Source organism: Guopingia tenuis (assembly GCF_014384805.1).
Lineage (GTDB): Bacteria > Bacillota > Clostridia > Christensenellales > Christensenellaceae > Guopingia > Guopingia tenuis.
Genome location: NZ_JACRSS010000002.1, coordinates 267,478 through 284,426, shown reverse-complemented (window position 1 = coordinate 284,426; position 16,949 = coordinate 267,478). Strand labels below are relative to the sequence as shown.

The following is a 16,949-nucleotide window of genomic DNA, read 5'->3' as shown; positions in this document are numbered from 1 at the left end:
AAAACTGGGAGAAAAGGCAAATCCTTTTCTCCCAGTGTAGCATGGCTTTGTATACAAATTGTAATTTTGTTGCAAGTTTCTTTTTAAAATATACCGTGATTTCCCCGTTTATTGGGCATTCACTGCTTCTTCCAGCTTGGCGATGCTCTTATCCATCCGGGCAAGCGTCTCCTGTTTCCCCAGAAGCGCCGCCAGCTCGGTTGCGCCGCCGGGCGTTACTGCCACGCCCGATATCGCCACCCGCACCGGCCAGAGCACCCGGCCGTTTTTGACCTCCAGTTCCCCGGCAATGCCCTGCAGCGTCTCATAGAGCGCGTCGTTGGAAAAGTCCTCCTGGGCGGCCAGCACCTCCCTCGCCTTTTTCAAAACCGGCAGGGAATTTTCCGGCGTGGTCTTCATCTTCTTGTGGGTATAGAGGGAAAGGTCGTAATCCGGCATTTCCTTCAGGAAGCCCACCTTTTCGGGAATCTGCGTCAGCACCTCCAGCCGGGGCTGAATGAGGGCGCAGACCGCCTTGTAATCGAAGCTGCCGCCCAGCGCCTCGTCCAGATAGGGCCGGGCCCGCTTTTCAAATTCCTCGGGAGAGAGGGCGCGGATATATTCGCCGTTCATCCAAGTCAGTTTTTCCACATCGAAAATCGAAGAAGACTTGCTGATCCCCTCCAGCGTGAACACCTCCGCCAGCTCTTCCAGAGAATAGATCTCCCGCTCGCCGCCGGGGTTCCATCCCAGAAGGGCAATATAGTTCAAAATCGCTTCCTTTAAATAGCCCTTGGCGATAAAATCCTCATACGAAGCGTCGCCATTGCGCTTGGAGAGCTTATGCTGCTTGTCCTTCATCACGGGGGGCAGATGGATATACGTCGGCCGCTCCCATCCCAGGGCGTCATAGAGCAGGTTGTATTTCGGCGTGGAGGAAAGATACTCGATCCCCCGGATCACATGGGTAATGCCCATCAGGTGGTCGTCGATGACGTTGGCCAGGTTATATGTGGGCCAGCCGTCGGATTTTAGAAGAATATTGTCCTCCAGATCGCTCATGGGCACGGTAATTTTTCCATAGACCAGGTCCTCATATTCGGTTTCTCCCTCGGTTCCGATATTCTGGCGAATAACGTATTCCTCCCCGGCGGCAAGGCGGCGCTGCACTTCCTCCTTGGAAAGGTGCAGGCAGTGCTTGTCATATTTGGCGACCTCGCCTTTTTTCTGCGCCTCTTCCCGCAGGCCGTCCAGCCGCTCTTTGGTGCAGAAGCAGTAATAGGCCGCGCCTTTTTCCACCAGCTCCTCGGCATATTTCCGATAGATCTCCTGGCGCTGGCTCTGGATATAGGGGCCAAAGTCCCCGCCCACATCCGGGCCCTCGTCATAGGTAAGCCCCGTGTCCTTCAATGTCCGGTAAATGATCTCGCAGGCCTCGTCCACCAGCCGGTTGCGGTCGGTATCCTCAATGCGCAGGATAAATTTTCCGCCGTTCTTGCGGGCGAACAGCCAGGCATAAAGCGCCGTCCGAAGCCCGCCGATATGCAGATAGCCCGTGGGGCTGGGCGCAAATCTCGTCCGTACTTCCATTTTCCTCGTTCTCCTATCGTCTATTTCAAAGTTTTGGAAAAGCTGTCTTTCAGGCCGACAATCTGATTCATCACCACATGTTCCGGCGAGAAATCCTTGGCGTCCGCGCAGAAATACCCCTGGCGCAGGAACTGGAACTGCTGCCCCGGCCGGGCTTTCAAAACCTCCGGCTCCACAAAGCCCTGCAAAACCTCCAGGGAATTCGGGTTGAGCCGCTCCATGAAGTCCCCTTCTGCGTCGTCCTCCCGCAGCAGATAGTCATAAAGCCGGATCTCCGCCGGCACGGCGGTTTGGCATTCCACCCAGTGCAGCGTCCCCTTCACCTTGCGGCCGGCATTGACGTCGCCGCTCTTGGAAAGGGGGTCATAGGTGCAGATCACCTTCACCACATGGCCCGCCTCGTCCTTTTCCACCCGCTCACACTTGATGATATAGGCATTTTTCAGGCGTACTTCTTTGCCCACGGCCAGGCGGAAATATTTTTTGCTGGGAGCCTCCTCCATGAAATCGTCCTGTTCGATATAAAGCTCCCGGGAGAAGGGCACCTCATGGGTGGTTTCGCCGCCGGGAAGGTCTTCCGCCGCGAGCATTTCCCTCCGGCCCTCGGGATAATTTTCGATCACCAGCTTCAGGGGGCGCAGCACACCCATCAGCCGCGGAGCATGGGCGTTCAGGTCCTCCCGGACGCAGTGTTCCAAAAGGCGCGCGTCCACCTCGCTGTTGGCTTTCGCCACGCCGATCCGCTCGCAGAAATCCCGGATGGATGCGGGCGTATAGCCCCGGCGGCGCAGGCCGGAAATCGTGGGCATGCGGGGATCGTCCCAGCCGGACACAACCCCTTCGTCCACCAGTCTTTTCAAATACCGCTTGCTCATAATCGTCCGGGTCAGGTTGAGCCGGGCAAATTCATACTGATGCGGCACATTTTCGCATTCGCAGTTCTCGATCACCCAGTCATAGAGAGGCCGGTGCGCCTCAAATTCCAGCGTGCAGATGGAATGGGTGATGCCCTCATAGGCGTCCTCCAGGGGATGGGCGAAGTCATACATGGGATAGATGACCCATTTGCTGCCTGTGCGGTGGTGTTCGGCATGGCTGATGCGATAGATCACCGGGTCGCGCATGTTGACGTTGGGCGAAGCCATATCGATTTTGGCCCGCAGCACCTTTTCGCCGTCGGCGAATCTGCCGGCCCGCATCTCCTCAAACAGTTGCAGGTTTTCCTCCACCGAACGGCTGCGGAAGGGGCTTTCCTTCCCTGGCTCGGTGAGCGTCCCCCGGGTCTCGCGGATCTGCTCGGCGCTCAGGTCGCAGACAAAGGCCAGCCCTTTTTTGATGAGCCGGACGGCGCATTCGTACATATATTCAAAATAATCGGATGCATAGAGCTTATTTTTCCAGGCAAAGCCCAGCCAATGGATATCCTCTTCAATGGAGCGGACATATTCCTCATCCTCCTTGGCGGGGTTTGTGTCGTCATAGCGCAGATTGCACGCGCCGCCGTATTGCTGGGCCAAACCAAAGTTCAGGCAGATCGCCTTGGCATGTCCGATATGCAGATAGCCGTTGGGTTCCGGGGGGAACCGGGTCAGAACATGGTCATGCCGTCCGGCCGCCAGATCTGCGTCGATGATCTCCTCAATAAAGTTCCGGGAGCGCACCGCTCCTTCTTTGGTTTCCATGGTGTTTTTTTCCATATCCAGCATCCTTCCTGCCCCTCGGCGGGGCGCCTTTTTCGCTCAATTGATTTCTGTTTGCCTAAATTTGACTCCCGCCCGGAAATAGCCTGCAAATCGACAGGCTTCCGCGGCGGCACTTCCTTATTCGCCCGCTTCTTTCGCGCGTTCTGTCTGTTTCTCCCCGCCCGCTCATCGTGCCTCACCGGCGAGGTGCGGCGGGGCACCTTTTTCGCTCGGTTTATTACTCGCTTTTCAAAATCCAGTTCCCGCCCGGAAATAGCCTGCAAATCGGCAGGTTTCCGCGGCGGCACTTCCTTTTTCGCCCGCTTCTTTCGCGTGTTCCGTCTGTTTCTCCCCGCCCGCTCATCATGCCTCACCGGCAAGGTGCGCCTGGTTTGTTTCTGTTTCTATATTTCCTTTTCCCCGCGGCTGTTATTCTTCGCCGCCAAGGCGGTTTTCTATCATATTACCGTTTTTTTGCGGATTCGGCAAGGGGCGGCGGGGGAGAATCACATGCTTTCTCTATATTTTTTCTGCCGGGCCTTCGCCTTTTTATATCCCCATGCGAAAACCACAACCCCAGCCGCCGACAGCAGCGCCACCATATAATAGGCGTTGCCCAGGCCGAAAGCGTCTCCCAATGCGCCCATGGCCACATTGGCTCCCACACCGCCGATCCCTGCCGCCGTGAGCATCAGATTGGAAACCCGCCCAGTGTGCCCCGGGAAGGTGTCGATACAGACGCTTACCGCCGTCGGGAAAATCGGCCCTGCCGCCAGTCCAAACAAAGCGCTCCAAACAAGGGCCAGTCCGGGTACGCGCACAGCCGCCGTCAAAAAACAGGCCAGCGCCGCAACGGCGAAACAGATGCAGACGAATATTCCCTTCCTTTTCTGCACGCGGCTGGCCAGCAGCCGGGATGGGATCATCGCCGCCCAGATGAGGGAAATGGAAAGAGCCGCGTTCCCGCTGTCATGCAGTTCCTCGATGAAATAGGGCTTAGTGAAATAGAGCTGCCCGGATTCGACGGCCACATAGAGCAGCATCGCCCCGGCCACCAAAAAGAACGCCCCGCATAGCACAGACCGGATGCCGCCGCACTCCCTCTCTTTGGCCTCCGTCACTCCAGGATGCAGTGTCTGCCGGGTCATATAGAACAGGGAAACCACCAGGGCCGCCAGGGCCGTGGATATCCAAAAATGCCCCCGCCAATTCATCCCCGCGCCCATGAGCGCCTGTAAAATAAGGGGCGACAAAACCGCTCCCATGCTGAAAAATGTCTGCCCCATATTGCTGAAAAGCGTGCTCTTTTCCGGGTCGGTTTCCGACAGGGCGGCGGGCGTCGTCCCCTCCACCATGGAAAACCCCAGCCCCAGAACGAAAATGCTCGCTCCAATCATCAGGGCGCTTCCCGAAAGCGCCGCCAGGATACAGCCGGCAATCAGCAGGCAGCCAAACAGGGACACCGCTTTTTTCTTGCTCATCCGGTCGGTCAGGCCGCCGAACAGCAGTGTGGAGAGAATGGTCGCCGCCGACTGCACGGACGCCAAAATCCCCATCTGCGTCCCCGTCATGGCAAACTCCTGAGAAATCTCCAGCAAAACTGCCTGGTATCCGCCCACCTCAAATCCCAACGTAAACAACAGCATATATCCCAAAAACGCAAATCGGGTGTTCTGTCCGTTCTTCATCCTGCCCCTCCCTATCTCCTTTCAAAAAAGAAGGGGAAAATTCCGGCCTCCTCCAAAGAAGCGCCGCTTTTCCCCATTTTTTATTCTATCGTTTTACAGTGAATCGTAATACTTCCGCCGCCGAATCTCTGCCTTTTTGAAGCCCAGCCCAAAGACCAGAATGCCCGAAAGAGCCAGCAGGGCGACGATATAATAGGCGTTGCCCAGGCCAAAGGCGTCTCCCGCCGCGCCCATGCTAATATTGGCCAGCATGCCGCCCGCGCTGCCCGCCGTCAGCGTCAGATTGGAAACCCGCCCGGTGTGCCCCGGGAAGGTATCCATGCAGACGCTCTGGGCCGTGGGGAAAATCGGGCCGGCCGCCAGGCCGAACAATCCGCTCCAGAGGAGCGCCATGCCCGACGTTCGCAGCGTGGCCTTCAGGAAGCAGGCGGCCGCCGCCACGGCAAAGCAAAGGCTGATAAACAGGCCTTTTCTCCGGTGGATTCGGCTGGCCAGCAGCCGGGAGGGAATCATGCATGCCCAGATGAGCGAAATGGAGAGGGCCGCGTTCCTGCTGTCATGCAGCTCTTCGATGAAATAGGGCTTGGTAAAATAAATCTGCCCGGATTCCATCGCCACATAGATGGCCATGGACCCGACGATCAGAAACAGCGCCCCGCAGGCCACCGCCTTGAAGTCCCCTTTGCCCTTTTCCCCCGCCTTTTCCTTCAGGGCCAGAGCATCGGGATGCACGGTATTTTTTGTAAAATAGAACAGGGACATGACCAGCGCCACCAGCGCCAAGGCAATCCAGAAGTGCCCCCGCCAGTTCATGCCCGCGCTCATGAGCGCCTGCACGATCAGCGGCGAGGTGACCGCCCCCAGGCTATAGCAGGTGTGGGCCAGGTTGGTATACATGGCGCTTTTATGGGGATTCAGCTCACAAAGCGTTGCCGGCGTCGTCCCCTCCACCATGGAAAAGCCCAGCCCCAGGACGAAAATGCTGGAGCCAATCATGAGGGCGCTTCCCGAAAAGGCCGCCAGGATAATTCCCGTCATCAGCACGCATCCAAACAGGGCGACCGCCTTTTTCTTGCGCATTTTATCCGCCAGGCCGCCGAAGGACAGCGTGGAAATCACCGATGCCACCGACTGCACAGCGGCCAGCATGCCCATCTGCGTATTATTCATGGAGAATTCCTGGGCGATATCCAGAAGAACCGCCTGAAAGCCGGCGATCTCAAAGCCCAGGGTAAACATAATCATACATCCGAAAACCGCGAACCGCTTGTTCGCCTTGCTCAAGCTCTGCATCATCTTTTTTTCCTCCCCTTATTTCCTGCCCGGGCTGGATTTCTTCCGCGCCAGATAGAACAGCAAAATGCCCAGAGCCGCGAAGCCCGCCACCATGAAAAACCCATTGCCCAGGCCGATGGCGTCCGAAACCGCGCCCATGCCGATGTTGGAAAGCACGCCGAAGATGCCCGCCGCCGTGACAAGAACGCTGGAGGCGCGCCCGGTATGATGCGGAAACGCATCCATCGCCGCGCTCATGATGGTCGGGAAGATCGGCCCTGCCGCAAAGCCGAAGAGGGCGCTCCAGACAAGCGAAAGCCCCGGAACACGCACCAGAGCCGTCAAAAGACAGCTTATGCAGGCCAGAGCAAAGCACCCGCAGACCAGAAGCGTCTTTTTCTTATGAATGCGGCTGGCGATCACGCGGGAGGGGATCATCATAATCCAGATAAGCGAAATGGAGAGGGCCGCGTTCTGCGGGTCCTTGAGTTCCTGAATGAAATAGGGCTTGGTGAAAAATACCTGCCCGGATTCCATCGCCACATACATGCCGATAGAGAGAGCCAGCAGAAAGAGCGCCGCGCAGGCAATGGCCCGGAAGCTCCCCTTATCCCCGGCGCTTTTCATCCCTTCGGGGACAGCCGGGCGCCTGGTGAAGAAAAAGCAGATCACCGCCGCCAGGAACAGGCCGGCGCCGATGCCAAAATGCCCCCGCCAGTTCATGCCCCGTTCCATGAGCCATGCGATCAGAAGCGGAGAAACGACCGACCCAAGGCTGAAAAACATCTGGCTCAGGTTGGTAAAGGTATTGCTGCGGCTGGGGTCAGTCTCCATGAGAGCCGCCCCCACCGTTCCGTTGACAATAGCAAAGCCGATGCCGTAAATAAAAATGCTGAGGGCCACCATAAAAGCGCTCTGGGACAAACATCCCACAGCGGTTCCTCCGACCACCACGAGCCCAAAGGCACACAGCACCTTTTTTTTATCAAATCGATCCGTGAGTCCGCCGAATAGAATCGTTGACAGGATCATCCCCGCATACGACATTGCCGCCAATATGCCGACGCCCGTATTCCCATCCATCTGAAAGTCCTCAGTCACCTCCATCAGGATTAACTGGTTGCCCGAAGAAATAAAACCCAGGGCAAAGAGCAGCAGGCATCCAAAGAACACATAGCCTCTGTTTTTCGTTTTTCCCATCTTTTCGCTTTCCTTTTTCCTAATTTCCTCTATAAGAAGCGCATCTCCTGCGCGATGAACCGATATCTAACGAACGGCTTTTATCCGTTTCATTCCCCGCGGCGCACGCTTTCCGCCTGCGCATTGCATATAAGGGGCTCCCGCCGCAAGGCCGTTCTTCCCATATGGCTGCTCTGTTCCGTATGCCGGGCGCTTTGCCGCCGGTTTCCCCCGGGTCGGATGCGTATGCGGCCGTCCGCCGAGGACTCCCGTTTCCGCGGTTTCTTCTGCCCTATATGCCGGGGGCTTTGCCGCCGGTTTCCCCCGGGTCGGATGCGTATGCGGCCATCCGCCGAGGACTCCTGTTTCCGCGGTTTCTTCTGCCCTATATGCCGGGGGCTTTGCCGCCGGTTTCCCCCGGGTCGGATGCGTATGCGGCCGTCCGCCGAGGACTCCTGTTTCCGCGGTTTCTTCTGCCCTATATGCCGGGCGCATCCCTGCCGGCTTCCTCCGCGTTGCGTGCGTATGCGGCCGTCCGCCGAGGACTCCTGTTTCCGCGGTTTCTTCTGCCCTATATGCCGGGCGCATCCCTGTCGGCTTCCTCCGCGTTGCGTGCGTATGCGGCCGTCCGCCGAGGACTCCTGTTTCCGCGGTTTCTTCTGCCCTATATGCCGGGCGCATCCCTGTCGGCTTCCTCCATATTGGGTGCGTTTATGGCCGTCCGCCGAGGACCTATTTGTGGTAGTTTTCGTTGTTCAGTATCTTGAAAGCCCGGTAAATCTGCTCCAGCAGCACCACCCGCGCCAGCCGGTGCGGAAAGGTCATCCGGGAAAGGGAGAACAGCTCTCCTCGTTCCTTGATCTCCTGGGCCAGGCCCAGGGACCCTCCGATTACAAAGCAAATGGATTTTCCGCCGTCCACATACGGCTTGAGCGCCTGGGCAAAGCCCTCCGAAGTAAACTCCCTGCCCTCAATGGCCATCACAGCCGCCGCATCAAAGCCCTCCATGGCCTTGGCCACCCGCCCGGCTTCCTTTTTGAGAACGGCCTCCCGCTCCCGGGGCGTGGGATTTTCGGGGGTCGGTTCGTCCTTCAGCTCCACGATTTCCAGGGAAGCATACCGCCCCAGGCGCTTCTGATATTCCGCCTGGGCTGCGAGCCAGTATTTCTCCTTCATTTTCCCTACGCTGACAATTCGGATCTTTTGCAACCCCGCCGCCTCATTTCAATGTATAAAAGCCAGTGACATGGCTTTTGCGCGTCGTCCCCAGGGCCAGATCCCGCCCCGGCTCAATCCCTTCGCTTTTGAGCGCCGCAAACACAGTCTCATAGGCCAGCAGCTTGCGGTTGTTCTCCCGGCTCAAATGCCCCAGGAGAATCCCCCGCACGCCTCGCTTTGCCAGCTCTCCCGCCGCCGCTCCCGCGGCTTCGTTGGAAAGGTGCCCTTTTCCTGAAAGGATGCGTTTCTTTAAATAATATGGATATCTTCCGTTTTTCAGAAGCTCGATATCGTGATTGGATTCCAAAAGCACAATCGCCGCCCCCTCCATGGCATCCAGCATATCCCGGGTGATATGCCCGGTGTCTGTCATCACACCCACCTTACGCCCCGCGCCGAAAAAGGCAAAGCCGGTGGGATCGGCAGCATCGTGGTGGATGGGAACCGGTGCCACGCAGATATCGCCAATGTAAAACTCGGTCCGGTCGATGACCCGGGTGTTTTTCAGGGAAATTTCCCCCACCTTGGCCTGCATGGCCTCCCAGGTTTTGGCATTGGCATAGACGGGCAGATCATATTTCCGGCTCAGCACGCCCACGCCGCGGATATGGTCGGTATGCTCATGGGTGATGAGAATGCCGGAAAGCTCGCCCGGGCGCTTGCCGATATTTTGTAAAGCCCCTTCCACTTTGTTCCCCGCCAGCCCCGCATCCACGATCAGGCCGGTTCTCTCTGTGCCCACATAGGTGCAGTTGCCGCTGGAGCTGCTGAACAGAGGCGAAATGCTAAGGCTCATGTGTTTTCCTCCATAATACAGCATCATTATACCGTTTTCGCCAAAGTTTGCAAAGGAAAAAATCCCTTTTTCTTTACTTTTTCTTTATCCGCCGCCCCGGGAATCCGCGGGCACAAAAAAAGACCTGCGCCGCCCATGCTGCGCAGGCCCCATGCGGGCCCAATCTGTCAGCTTTTATAAATCCATGATAAGCGATAAGTGCAAATGCAGAAAATTTATGACAGATTGAGCTTCCGCCGGCTCCCTTACTTGTTGTTTTTGATATAGTCAACCAGATCGGCAACCGTCTTCAGGCCATCGCCCGTTTCAATGGAGATGTCGAAGGCTTCTTCGATATCCATAACGATTTCCACCATATCAAGAGAATCAATCTCCATATCCTCAAACGAAGATTCCATGGTGATGTCGGCAGGATCCATATCCATCTTTTCAGCGATGATATCCCTGATCTTTTCAAATTCCATGTTTTTTGCTCCTCCTTTTTTTGGTAAGCCGCAGCTTTTCCCCTCTATTTTATCATATGCGCCCTTTGTGTCAAGATTCCACGCCGGACTGCCCTTTATAATAGAAGAAGATTTTCCGTTTGTCAAGCAAAAGGGCGGCGAGGCTGCCCTCACCGCCGGTTCAAATAATAGACGACCTTGGCCAGCTTATACAGCCGGCGGCAGGCGAAAAACGCCTTAGCCATAGTTTTTCACAGCCTTGCCCCCCAGATAGACGGACTGGCTTCCCAGCTCGTCTTCGATCTGCAGCAGCCGGTTGTATTTTGCCGTGCGCTCCCCTCGGCAGGGCGCGCCGGTCTTGATCTGCCCGGCGCCCGTGGCCACAGCCAGATCCGCGATAAACGCGTCTTCGGTATCTCCGGAACGGTGGGACACAATGGAGGCATAGCCATGGCGCCGCCCCAGCTCAATGGCATTTTTGGCTTCTGTAATTGTCCCGATCTGGTTGGGCTTAATCAGGATTGCGTTGGCGATATTCTCTTCGATTCCCTTGGAAATACGCTCGACATTGGTGACAAACAGATCGTCGCCCACGACCTGGATATCCGTCATCTCGCCCAGGATGGCAAATCCGGCGAAATCCTCCTCTGCCAGCGGGTCCTCCATGGAGATGATGGGATATGCCTTTGCCAGCCCGGCGAAATATTCCGCCAGCTGCGCCCGGTTCATCTCCCGCCCGCTCTTGGGCTGGCGGTATTTTCCATCCCCAATGGCCCATTCGCTGGAAGCCGCGTCGAGGGCAATGGCGATATCCCGGGACAGACCGGCGTCTGCCGCCGCCTTCAAAAGATATTCGATGGCCTGTTCATCCGCCTTCAGGTCCGGGGCAAAGCCGCCCTCATCCCCAACAGCCGTCCCCAGGCCGTCCTTTTTCAGGTTGGCCTTCAGGGCCATATAGACCTCGCTTCCCATGCGCATGGCCTCCCGGAAGTTTCCCGCCCCCACAGGCATGACCATGAATTCCTGAATGTCCACGGTATTTCCCGCATGAACGCCGCCGTTTAAAATGTTCATCATGGGCGTGGGGAGGATATATTTCCCCCGCTCGTCCCGCAGATATTCATATAGCTCCATGCGGCAGCTTTTGGCCCCCACCCGGGCGGCCGCCATGGAAACCGCCAGAATGGCGTTGGCCCCCAGCCAGGATTTGTTTTTGGTGTTATCCAGGCGGCAGAGAAAATCGTCCACCTGGGCCTGGGCCGTGAAGTTCTTCCCGACCATTTTGGAGGCGATGACCGTGTTCACATTCTGGACGGCGTTCAGCACGCCCTTTCCGCCAAACCGCCGCGGATCTCCGTCCCGAAGCTCCACCGCCTCAAATTTCCCGACCGATGCGCCCGAGGGGACGCTGGCCTCGCCCACGGCGCCGTCCTCGCTCACGACCCGGGCATATACCGTAGGGAAGCCCCGGGAATCCAGCACTTCCCGGCCCGTAACCTCTCTGATAATCATGCTTTGAACCCTCCTCAAAAAAGTTTCTCCGCCTAGTATTTCCATAATCTTGAAGGATATTCCCTTCCTTTATTAAATAGACCCGAAAACAAATTGTGAAACTTTCGTGTTTTCCGGTCAAAAATCTGTAAAAAACCGCCCTTTTGTGCTAAAATATACGCAAGTTCGGCGGGGAACATGCCGTATCCGCCGCCGTTTTGTAAATTCAACGGGAATCGCAGGAGGGTGCATATGCTGTATACAGGCGCGCAGATCGTCATGGAATGCCTTTTGGAACAGGGCGTGGATCGGGTGTTCGGCTATCCGGGCAACGCCGCCCTGAAAATTTATGACGCCCTCTATGAATACCGGGATTCCATCCATCATGTGCTCATGACCCATGAACAGCATGCCGCCCATGCGGCGGACGGCTATGCCCGGGCCACCGGAAGGACGGGCGTTGCCCTCTCCACCTCCGGCCCCGGAGCCACCAACCTTTTGACCGGTCTTTCCGCCTCGCATATGGATTCCACGCCGGTGGTCGCCATCACATGCAACGTCAACCGGCCGTCCATCGGCAAGGACAGCTTTCAGGAGGTGGATATCTATGGCGTCTCCATGCCGGTAACCAAGCACAATTATATGGTAAAGGATGTTCATGCCCTGGCGGATACCCTGCGCAGCGCCTTCCGCATCGCCTCATCCGGGCGGCCCGGCCCGGTGCTGGTGGATATCCTGTCGGACGTAGCCGAGGCGGAATGCGAATTTTCCCCGCGGCCCCCGGCCCGTCCGGCGCCGGTTCTGCATGCCGACGGCGTGGATCTGCTGGCCGCCTCCTCCCTGATCGACGAGGCGGCGCGGCCCATGTTCATCGCCGGCGGCGGCATCATCAGCGCCGGAGCTGAAGCCGAGCTCCTGGCCCTGGCCGAGAAACTCCATGCTCCCGTGGCGCTGACTCTCATGGGCATCGGCGCCTTTCCCGCCACCCATCCCCTCTATGCCGGCATGCTCGGCATGTTTGGAACGCCGGCGGCGGCAGAATGTCTCGCAGAAAGCGACCTCGTCATTGCCGTGGGCACGCGGCTTTCCGACCGCTCCATCCCCAGCCGGGATTGCATCGGCCCGGATGCCCGTCTTTTGCATATCGATATCGACGCGGCGGAAATCAACAAGAATCTCCCGGCGGATATCTCCCTCATCGGGGACGCGCAGGAACTGCTGTCACGCCTGCTGCAAAGCGTTTCGGAAAAAAAGGAAAATGTGTTATGCTCCCATATTGAGCCGCCCCTTCTTCCCATGCCCGCCTCTCCCGGACTTCATCCGGCCCAGATTCTCTCCCGGCTGGGCAAAATGGCCGGGCCGGGCCAGATCTATACCACTGAGGTGGGGGAACACCAGATCTGGGCGGCGTCCTTCCTGCCCATTGGCGGGCCGCGCAAATTTCTGACCCCCGGGGGACTGGGAGCTATGGGCTTTGGCCTAGGAGCGGCCATCGGGGCAGCCTTCGGCACGGGGGAACGGATCATCAACATTGCCGGGGACGGCAGCTTCTATATGAACCTGGCCGAGCTTTCCACCGCCATGGCCTATCACCTTCCCATCCTGGAGATCGTGTTCAACAACAAAACTCTGGGCATGGTGCGGCAGATGCAGAAAACCGCCTGCGGCGGGCGGCTGAGCGCCGTGGATCTGAACCGCCCCACGGATTTTCTGGCCCTTTCCCGGGCCTTCGGGGCCAAGGCCTATCGCATTGCGGCCCGGGAGGATATCGCAGGCGTGCTGCAAAGCGCCCTTTCCGCATCCCGCCAGGGGCCCTGCGTCGTGGAATGCGTCATTGATCCGGAAGAGGCCGTGTTCGCCAAATAGACAGGAGAGGAAACGACAATGGAAAGAGAATATATTTTATCTGTATTGGTGCAGAACAATGCCGGCGTGCTTTGCCGGGTATCCGGCCTGTTCGGCCGCCGGGGCTATAACATCACCTCCCTGACGGTGGGCGAAACCCTCGATCCGCGCTATTCCCGCATGACCATCGTGCTCTATGGCAATGAATATATCCTGGAGCAGATCAAAAAACAGCTGGCCAAGCTGGAGGAAGTGGAAAAAATCGTGGAGGTAGAGCCCAGTTCTGCGGTGTTCCGGGAGCTGATGCTGGTGAAGGTCTGGGCGTCGGCGGGCAGCCGGGCCGGGATCATCGAAATCTGCAATGTGTTCCATGCCACCATCGCCGACCTTTCTCCCACTACGGCCACCATTGAAATGACCAGCACCCCCGCCAAAAACAACGCGTTTTTGGACCTGCTTGCCGAATATGGCATCTTAGAGGTGGCCCGCACGGGCGCCGCCGGCCTCCAGCGGGGCGAAAAGCATCTGTCGCTGGAAAAATAATTGTATCGCCTTGTAAAAAAGAAACCGCATGCCGGATGCGGCGGAGGGTTTCTTTCCTATATTCATTATTTATTCTTTCAAGAGAATTCAGAAAGGAAGTGTATTTTTTCCTATGAGTCAGCAGATCAAGATTTTTGACACGACGCTGCGGGACGGGGAACAGTCCCCCGGATGCAGCATGAACCTGAATGAAAAGCTCAAGATGGCCCGCCAGCTGGAGCGCCTCCGTGTGGATATCATCGAGGCCGGCTTCGCCATTGCCAGCCCCGGGGATTTTGAGTCCGTGGCCGCTATTGCCCAAACCATCAAGGACTGCACAGTGGCATCCCTGAGCCGTCTTGTAAAAAAGGATATCGACGCTTCGGCAGAAGCCCTGAAAAACGCGGTAAGCCCCCGCATTCATACGTTTATCGCAACTTCTGACCTGCATATGCGCTATAAGCTCAAGATGAAGCCCGAGGACGTCCTCTCCCAGATCGACGAGCTGGTCACCTATGCCCGCAATCTCTGCCCGGATGTGGAATTCTCGGCGGAGGACGCCAGCCGCAGCGACCGGGATTTCCTCTGCCGCGCCCTGGAGCGAGCCATCCGTGCCGGCGCTTCCACCGTGAATATCCCGGATACCGTCGGCTATGCCACGCCGGAGGAGATGTTTGACCTCATTTCCTATATCAAAAATAATGTGCCCAACATCGACAAAGCCACCATCTCCGTCCATAACCACAACGACCTGGGGCTGGGCGTAGCCACCTCTCTGGCCAGCATCAAGGCCGGGGCGACCCAGGTGGAATGCACCTTAAACGGCATCGGGGAGCGGGCGGGCAACGCGGCGCTGGAGGAGATCGTCATGGCCCTCAAAACCCGCCGGGATTTCTTCGACTGCACCACCCGCATCGACACAACCCAGATCTACCGCTCCTGCACCCGGCTGGCCCGGATCATCGGGCAGGATATCCCCAACAACAAGGCCATTGTCGGGGCGAACGCCTTCCTGCATGAATCCGGCATTCACCAGCATGGCGTTCTCGCCAAACGGGAGACCTATGAGATCATGACGCCTGAGTCCATCGGCATCGTGAAAAACAATATCGTGCTGGGCAAGCATTCCGGCCGCCATGCCTTTGAGGACCGCCTGGTTTCCCTGGGCTATCAGCTGCCCGAGGAGGCCATTGCCAAGCTTTTTGAAAAATTCAAAGTCCTCTGCGACCGCAAAAAGGACGTCTCAGATTATGACCTGGAGGCGTTGGTGGAGAGCACCTCCCATACTCCCGAGCACTATAAGCTGGATCGGTTCGTCATCAACAGCGGCAACACCATCCGGGCTACAGCCATTGTCCGCCTGCAGATCGACGGGCGGGAGGTCGAGGATGTCGCCATTGGGGACGGCCCGATCTTTGCCTGCTATAAGGCCATTGAGAAGATGTCGCCCCTGAACCTCAAGCTGGAGGATTATTCTATCCGCTCGGTAACCGAGGGCGAGGACGCCCTTGGCCAGGTGTCTGTCAAGGTCACCTGCAACGGCAAGACGCTCACCGGCCGCGGCCTCTCGACGGATATTCTGGAATCCTCCATCCTGGCCTATCTCCATGCCATCAATAAATTCATCAGTCTGGAGAAACAGGCATGAAGCTCACCATTCTGGATTCCACCCTGCGGGACGGCCTGCAGGGCGAAGGCGTCTCGTTTTCCGAGAGCGATAAAAGAAAAGTCATCCTGGCATTAGACAAGCTGGGAATTGCGTATATTGAGGCGGGCAACCCCGCCTCCAATCCCAAGGACGCCGACCTGTTCCAAAGCCTGCAGGGGATCTCCCTTTCCCATGCTCAGCTGGTGGCCTTTGGGAGCACGCGCCGAAAAAACAGCCGGGCAGATCTGGATGCCGGCTTAAAAGGCCTGCTCCGGGCGGGAACCCAGGTGGTTTCCCTCTTTGGAAAGACATCTCCCCTGCATGTCCGCCGGGTTTTGGAGACGACATTGGAAGAAAACCTGGCCATGATCCGGGAAAGCGTCGCCTTCTTGAAGGAGCAGGGGCGGCGGGTGATCTATGACGCCGAGCACTTTTTCGACGGCTATGCCCTGGATCCCCAGTATGCCCTGGAAACCCTGCGCGCCGCGCTTCAGGGCGGGGCGGAGATCCTCTGCCTCTGCGACACCAACGGCGCAGCGTATCCGGCGGACATTGCCGGGATGACCAGGGCGGCAGCGGCGGCCTTTCCCGGTGTCTGTATCGGCATCCACTGCCATAACGACTGCGGCCTGGCGGTGGCCGGAAGCATGGAGGCCGTCCGGGCGGGGGCCAGCCATGTGCAGGGGACGCTGCTGGGTTTCGGGGAGCGCTGCGGGAATGCCGATCTCTCCACCCTCATCCCCAATTTGCAGCTCAAACAGGGGTATTCCTGCATTCCCAGGGACTGCATGCCCAGCCTGACCGCCACGGCCCGGAAGGTGGCCGATATCGCCAACTTCTCTCTGCCTGGCAACCGGCCCTATGTGGGCGGGAGCGCCTTTGCCCATAAAGGCGGCATGCATATCGACGGAGTGACCAAAATCCCCTCATCCTTTGAGCATGTCTCTCCGGAAAGCGTGGGCAACCGGCGCAAATTCCTCATGAGCGAGATTTCCGGGAAATCCGGGCTGCTGGCCCGCATTCAGAAATACGACCCCAGCCTCACCAAAACTTCTCCCAAAACCCAGGAGATTCTGGAACAGCTGAAAGCCCTGGAATACCGGGGATATCAGTTTGAAGCGGCGGAGGAGAGCTTTGACCTGGTGATCCGGCGCGCTCTGGGGCTGCAAAGGAAATATTTTACCCTGGACCATTTCAAGACCATCGGGGAACAGCCGCTTTTCGGCCGCCTGCATCCTTCCTCCGCCATGGTGAAAATCCGGGTGGGCGAGGAATCGCAGATCTCGGCCGCCGAAGGCAACGGCCCCATCAACGCCCTGGACCTGGCGCTGCGGGGGGCGCTCACCCATTTCTATCCGTCTCTGGCCCAGGTCCGGCTGACGGATTACAAGGTTCGGGTACTGGAAAGCGACGCTACTACCGCCGCCACCGTCCGGGTGCTCATCGAATCCACCGATGGGGAGCATACCTGGACGACGGTCGGCGTATCCACGGATATCATCGAGGCCAGCTTCCTGGCCCTCCGGGATTCCATCGAATATAAGCTGGCCATGGACGAAGACCGGCAGGCATAAAGATAAGGAGGAAACGCAT

Annotated in this window: 13 protein-coding genes; 4 read left to right on the top strand and 9 right to left on the bottom strand. The window is 57.8% G+C overall.

The annotated features are described in order from the left end of the window. Positions 1-108: 108 nt before the first annotated feature. The 9 genes from gltX to eno all read right to left on the bottom strand — a co-directional run bounded on the left by gltX (position 109) and on the right by eno (position 11,362). Positions 109-1,569, bottom strand: a complete 1,461-nt coding sequence (gltX, locus tag H8693_RS06430; RefSeq protein WP_249280304.1) for a glutamate--tRNA ligase — start codon at positions 1,567-1,569, stop codon at positions 109-111. A 20-nt stretch (positions 1,570-1,589) separates the two neighbouring features. Continuing rightward, entirely contained in the window at positions 1,590-3,266 is a 1,677-nt protein-coding gene (locus H8693_RS06425; protein ID WP_249280303.1) for a glutamine--tRNA ligase/YqeY domain fusion protein, read from the bottom strand. A gap of 491 nt (positions 3,267-3,757) precedes the next feature. Then, positions 3,758-4,939: an MFS transporter gene (locus tag H8693_RS06420; protein WP_249280302.1), complete on the bottom strand. Its 1,182-nt coding sequence runs from the start codon at positions 4,937-4,939 to the stop codon at positions 3,758-3,760. 93 nt (positions 4,940-5,032) lie between these two features. Further along, positions 5,033-6,235 (bottom strand): MFS transporter, encoded by a 1,203-nt coding sequence (locus H8693_RS06415; RefSeq protein WP_249280301.1) that lies wholly within the window; start codon positions 6,233-6,235, stop codon positions 5,033-5,035. A gap of 15 nt (positions 6,236-6,250) precedes the next feature. Continuing rightward, positions 6,251-7,414 (bottom strand): MFS transporter, encoded by a 1,164-nt coding sequence (locus H8693_RS06410; protein WP_249280300.1) that lies wholly within the window; start codon positions 7,412-7,414, stop codon positions 6,251-6,253. Between the two features lie 711 nt (positions 7,415-8,125). Beyond that, entirely contained in the window at positions 8,126-8,602 is a 477-nt protein-coding gene (gene rlmH, locus H8693_RS06405; protein ID WP_249280299.1) for a 23S rRNA (pseudouridine(1915)-N(3))-methyltransferase RlmH, read from the bottom strand. Between the two features lie 10 nt (positions 8,603-8,612). Next, positions 8,613-9,407, bottom strand: coding sequence for an MBL fold metallo-hydrolase (locus H8693_RS06400; protein ID WP_178619785.1), 795 nt, complete (start codon positions 9,405-9,407; stop codon positions 8,613-8,615). Positions 9,408-9,652: 245 nt separating this feature from the next. Beyond that, the gene (locus H8693_RS06395; protein ID WP_178619783.1) at positions 9,653-9,871 is read right to left on the bottom strand and encodes an acyl carrier protein; all 219 of its coding nucleotides are present in this window, start codon (positions 9,869-9,871) and stop codon (positions 9,653-9,655) included. A 216-nt stretch (positions 9,872-10,087) separates the two neighbouring features. After that, complete coding sequence (eno, locus tag H8693_RS06390) at positions 10,088-11,362, bottom strand: phosphopyruvate hydratase (RefSeq protein ID WP_249280298.1); 1,275 nt, start codon at positions 11,360-11,362, stop codon at positions 10,088-10,090. A gap of 231 nt (positions 11,363-11,593) precedes the next feature. Between eno and ilvB the strand changes: the two genes are divergently transcribed. The 4 genes from ilvB (at position 11,594) to cimA (ending at position 16,930) form a co-directional block, all read left to right on the top strand. Then, complete coding sequence (gene ilvB / locus H8693_RS06385; RefSeq protein WP_249280297.1) at positions 11,594-13,207, top strand: biosynthetic-type acetolactate synthase large subunit; 1,614 nt, start codon at positions 11,594-11,596, stop codon at positions 13,205-13,207. An 18-nt stretch (positions 13,208-13,225) separates the two neighbouring features. Then, the gene (gene ilvN, locus H8693_RS06380) at positions 13,226-13,729 is read left to right on the top strand and encodes an acetolactate synthase small subunit (RefSeq protein ID WP_249280296.1); all 504 of its coding nucleotides are present in this window, start codon (positions 13,226-13,228) and stop codon (positions 13,727-13,729) included. 112 nt (positions 13,730-13,841) lie between these two features. Further along, the gene (locus tag H8693_RS06375; protein ID WP_249280295.1) at positions 13,842-15,356 is read left to right on the top strand and encodes a 2-isopropylmalate synthase; all 1,515 of its coding nucleotides are present in this window, start codon (positions 13,842-13,844) and stop codon (positions 15,354-15,356) included. Then, positions 15,353-16,930, top strand: a complete 1,578-nt coding sequence (gene cimA / locus H8693_RS06370) for a citramalate synthase (RefSeq protein ID WP_249280294.1) — start codon at positions 15,353-15,355, stop codon at positions 16,928-16,930. The genes H8693_RS06375 and cimA overlap by 4 nt, the downstream gene beginning before the upstream one ends. Positions 16,931-16,949: the final 19 nt, after the last annotated feature.

Bases quoted from the DNA above. Each gene is read 5' to 3' on its own strand.
- gltX (WP_249280304.1), bottom strand. From the start codon at position 1,569: ATGGAAGTACGGACGAGATTTGCGCCCAGCCCCACGGGCTATCTGCAT.
- H8693_RS06425 (WP_249280303.1), bottom strand. From the start codon at position 3,266: ATGGAAAAAAACACCATGGAAACCAAAGAAGGAGCGGTGCGCTCCCGG.
- H8693_RS06420 (WP_249280302.1), bottom strand. From the start codon at position 4,939: ATGAAGAACGGACAGAACACCCGATTTGCGTTTTTGGGATATATGCTG.
- H8693_RS06415 (WP_249280301.1), bottom strand. From the start codon at position 6,235: ATGATGCAGAGCTTGAGCAAGGCGAACAAGCGGTTCGCGGTTTTCGGA.
- H8693_RS06410 (WP_249280300.1), bottom strand. From the start codon at position 7,414: ATGGGAAAAACGAAAAACAGAGGCTATGTGTTCTTTGGATGCCTGCTG.
- H8693_RS06400 (WP_178619785.1), bottom strand. From the start codon at position 9,407: ATGAGCCTTAGCATTTCGCCTCTGTTCAGCAGCTCCAGCGGCAACTGC.
- H8693_RS06395 (WP_178619783.1), bottom strand. From the start codon at position 9,871: ATGGAATTTGAAAAGATCAGGGATATCATCGCTGAAAAGATGGATATG.
- eno (WP_249280298.1), bottom strand. From the start codon at position 11,362: ATGATTATCAGAGAGGTTACGGGCCGGGAAGTGCTGGATTCCCGGGGC.
- ilvB (WP_249280297.1), top strand. From the start codon at position 11,594: ATGCTGTATACAGGCGCGCAGATCGTCATGGAATGCCTTTTGGAACAG.
- ilvN (WP_249280296.1), top strand. From the start codon at position 13,226: ATGGAAAGAGAATATATTTTATCTGTATTGGTGCAGAACAATGCCGGC.
- H8693_RS06375 (WP_249280295.1), top strand. From the start codon at position 13,842: ATGAGTCAGCAGATCAAGATTTTTGACACGACGCTGCGGGACGGGGAA.
- cimA (WP_249280294.1), top strand. From the start codon at position 15,353: ATGAAGCTCACCATTCTGGATTCCACCCTGCGGGACGGCCTGCAGGGC.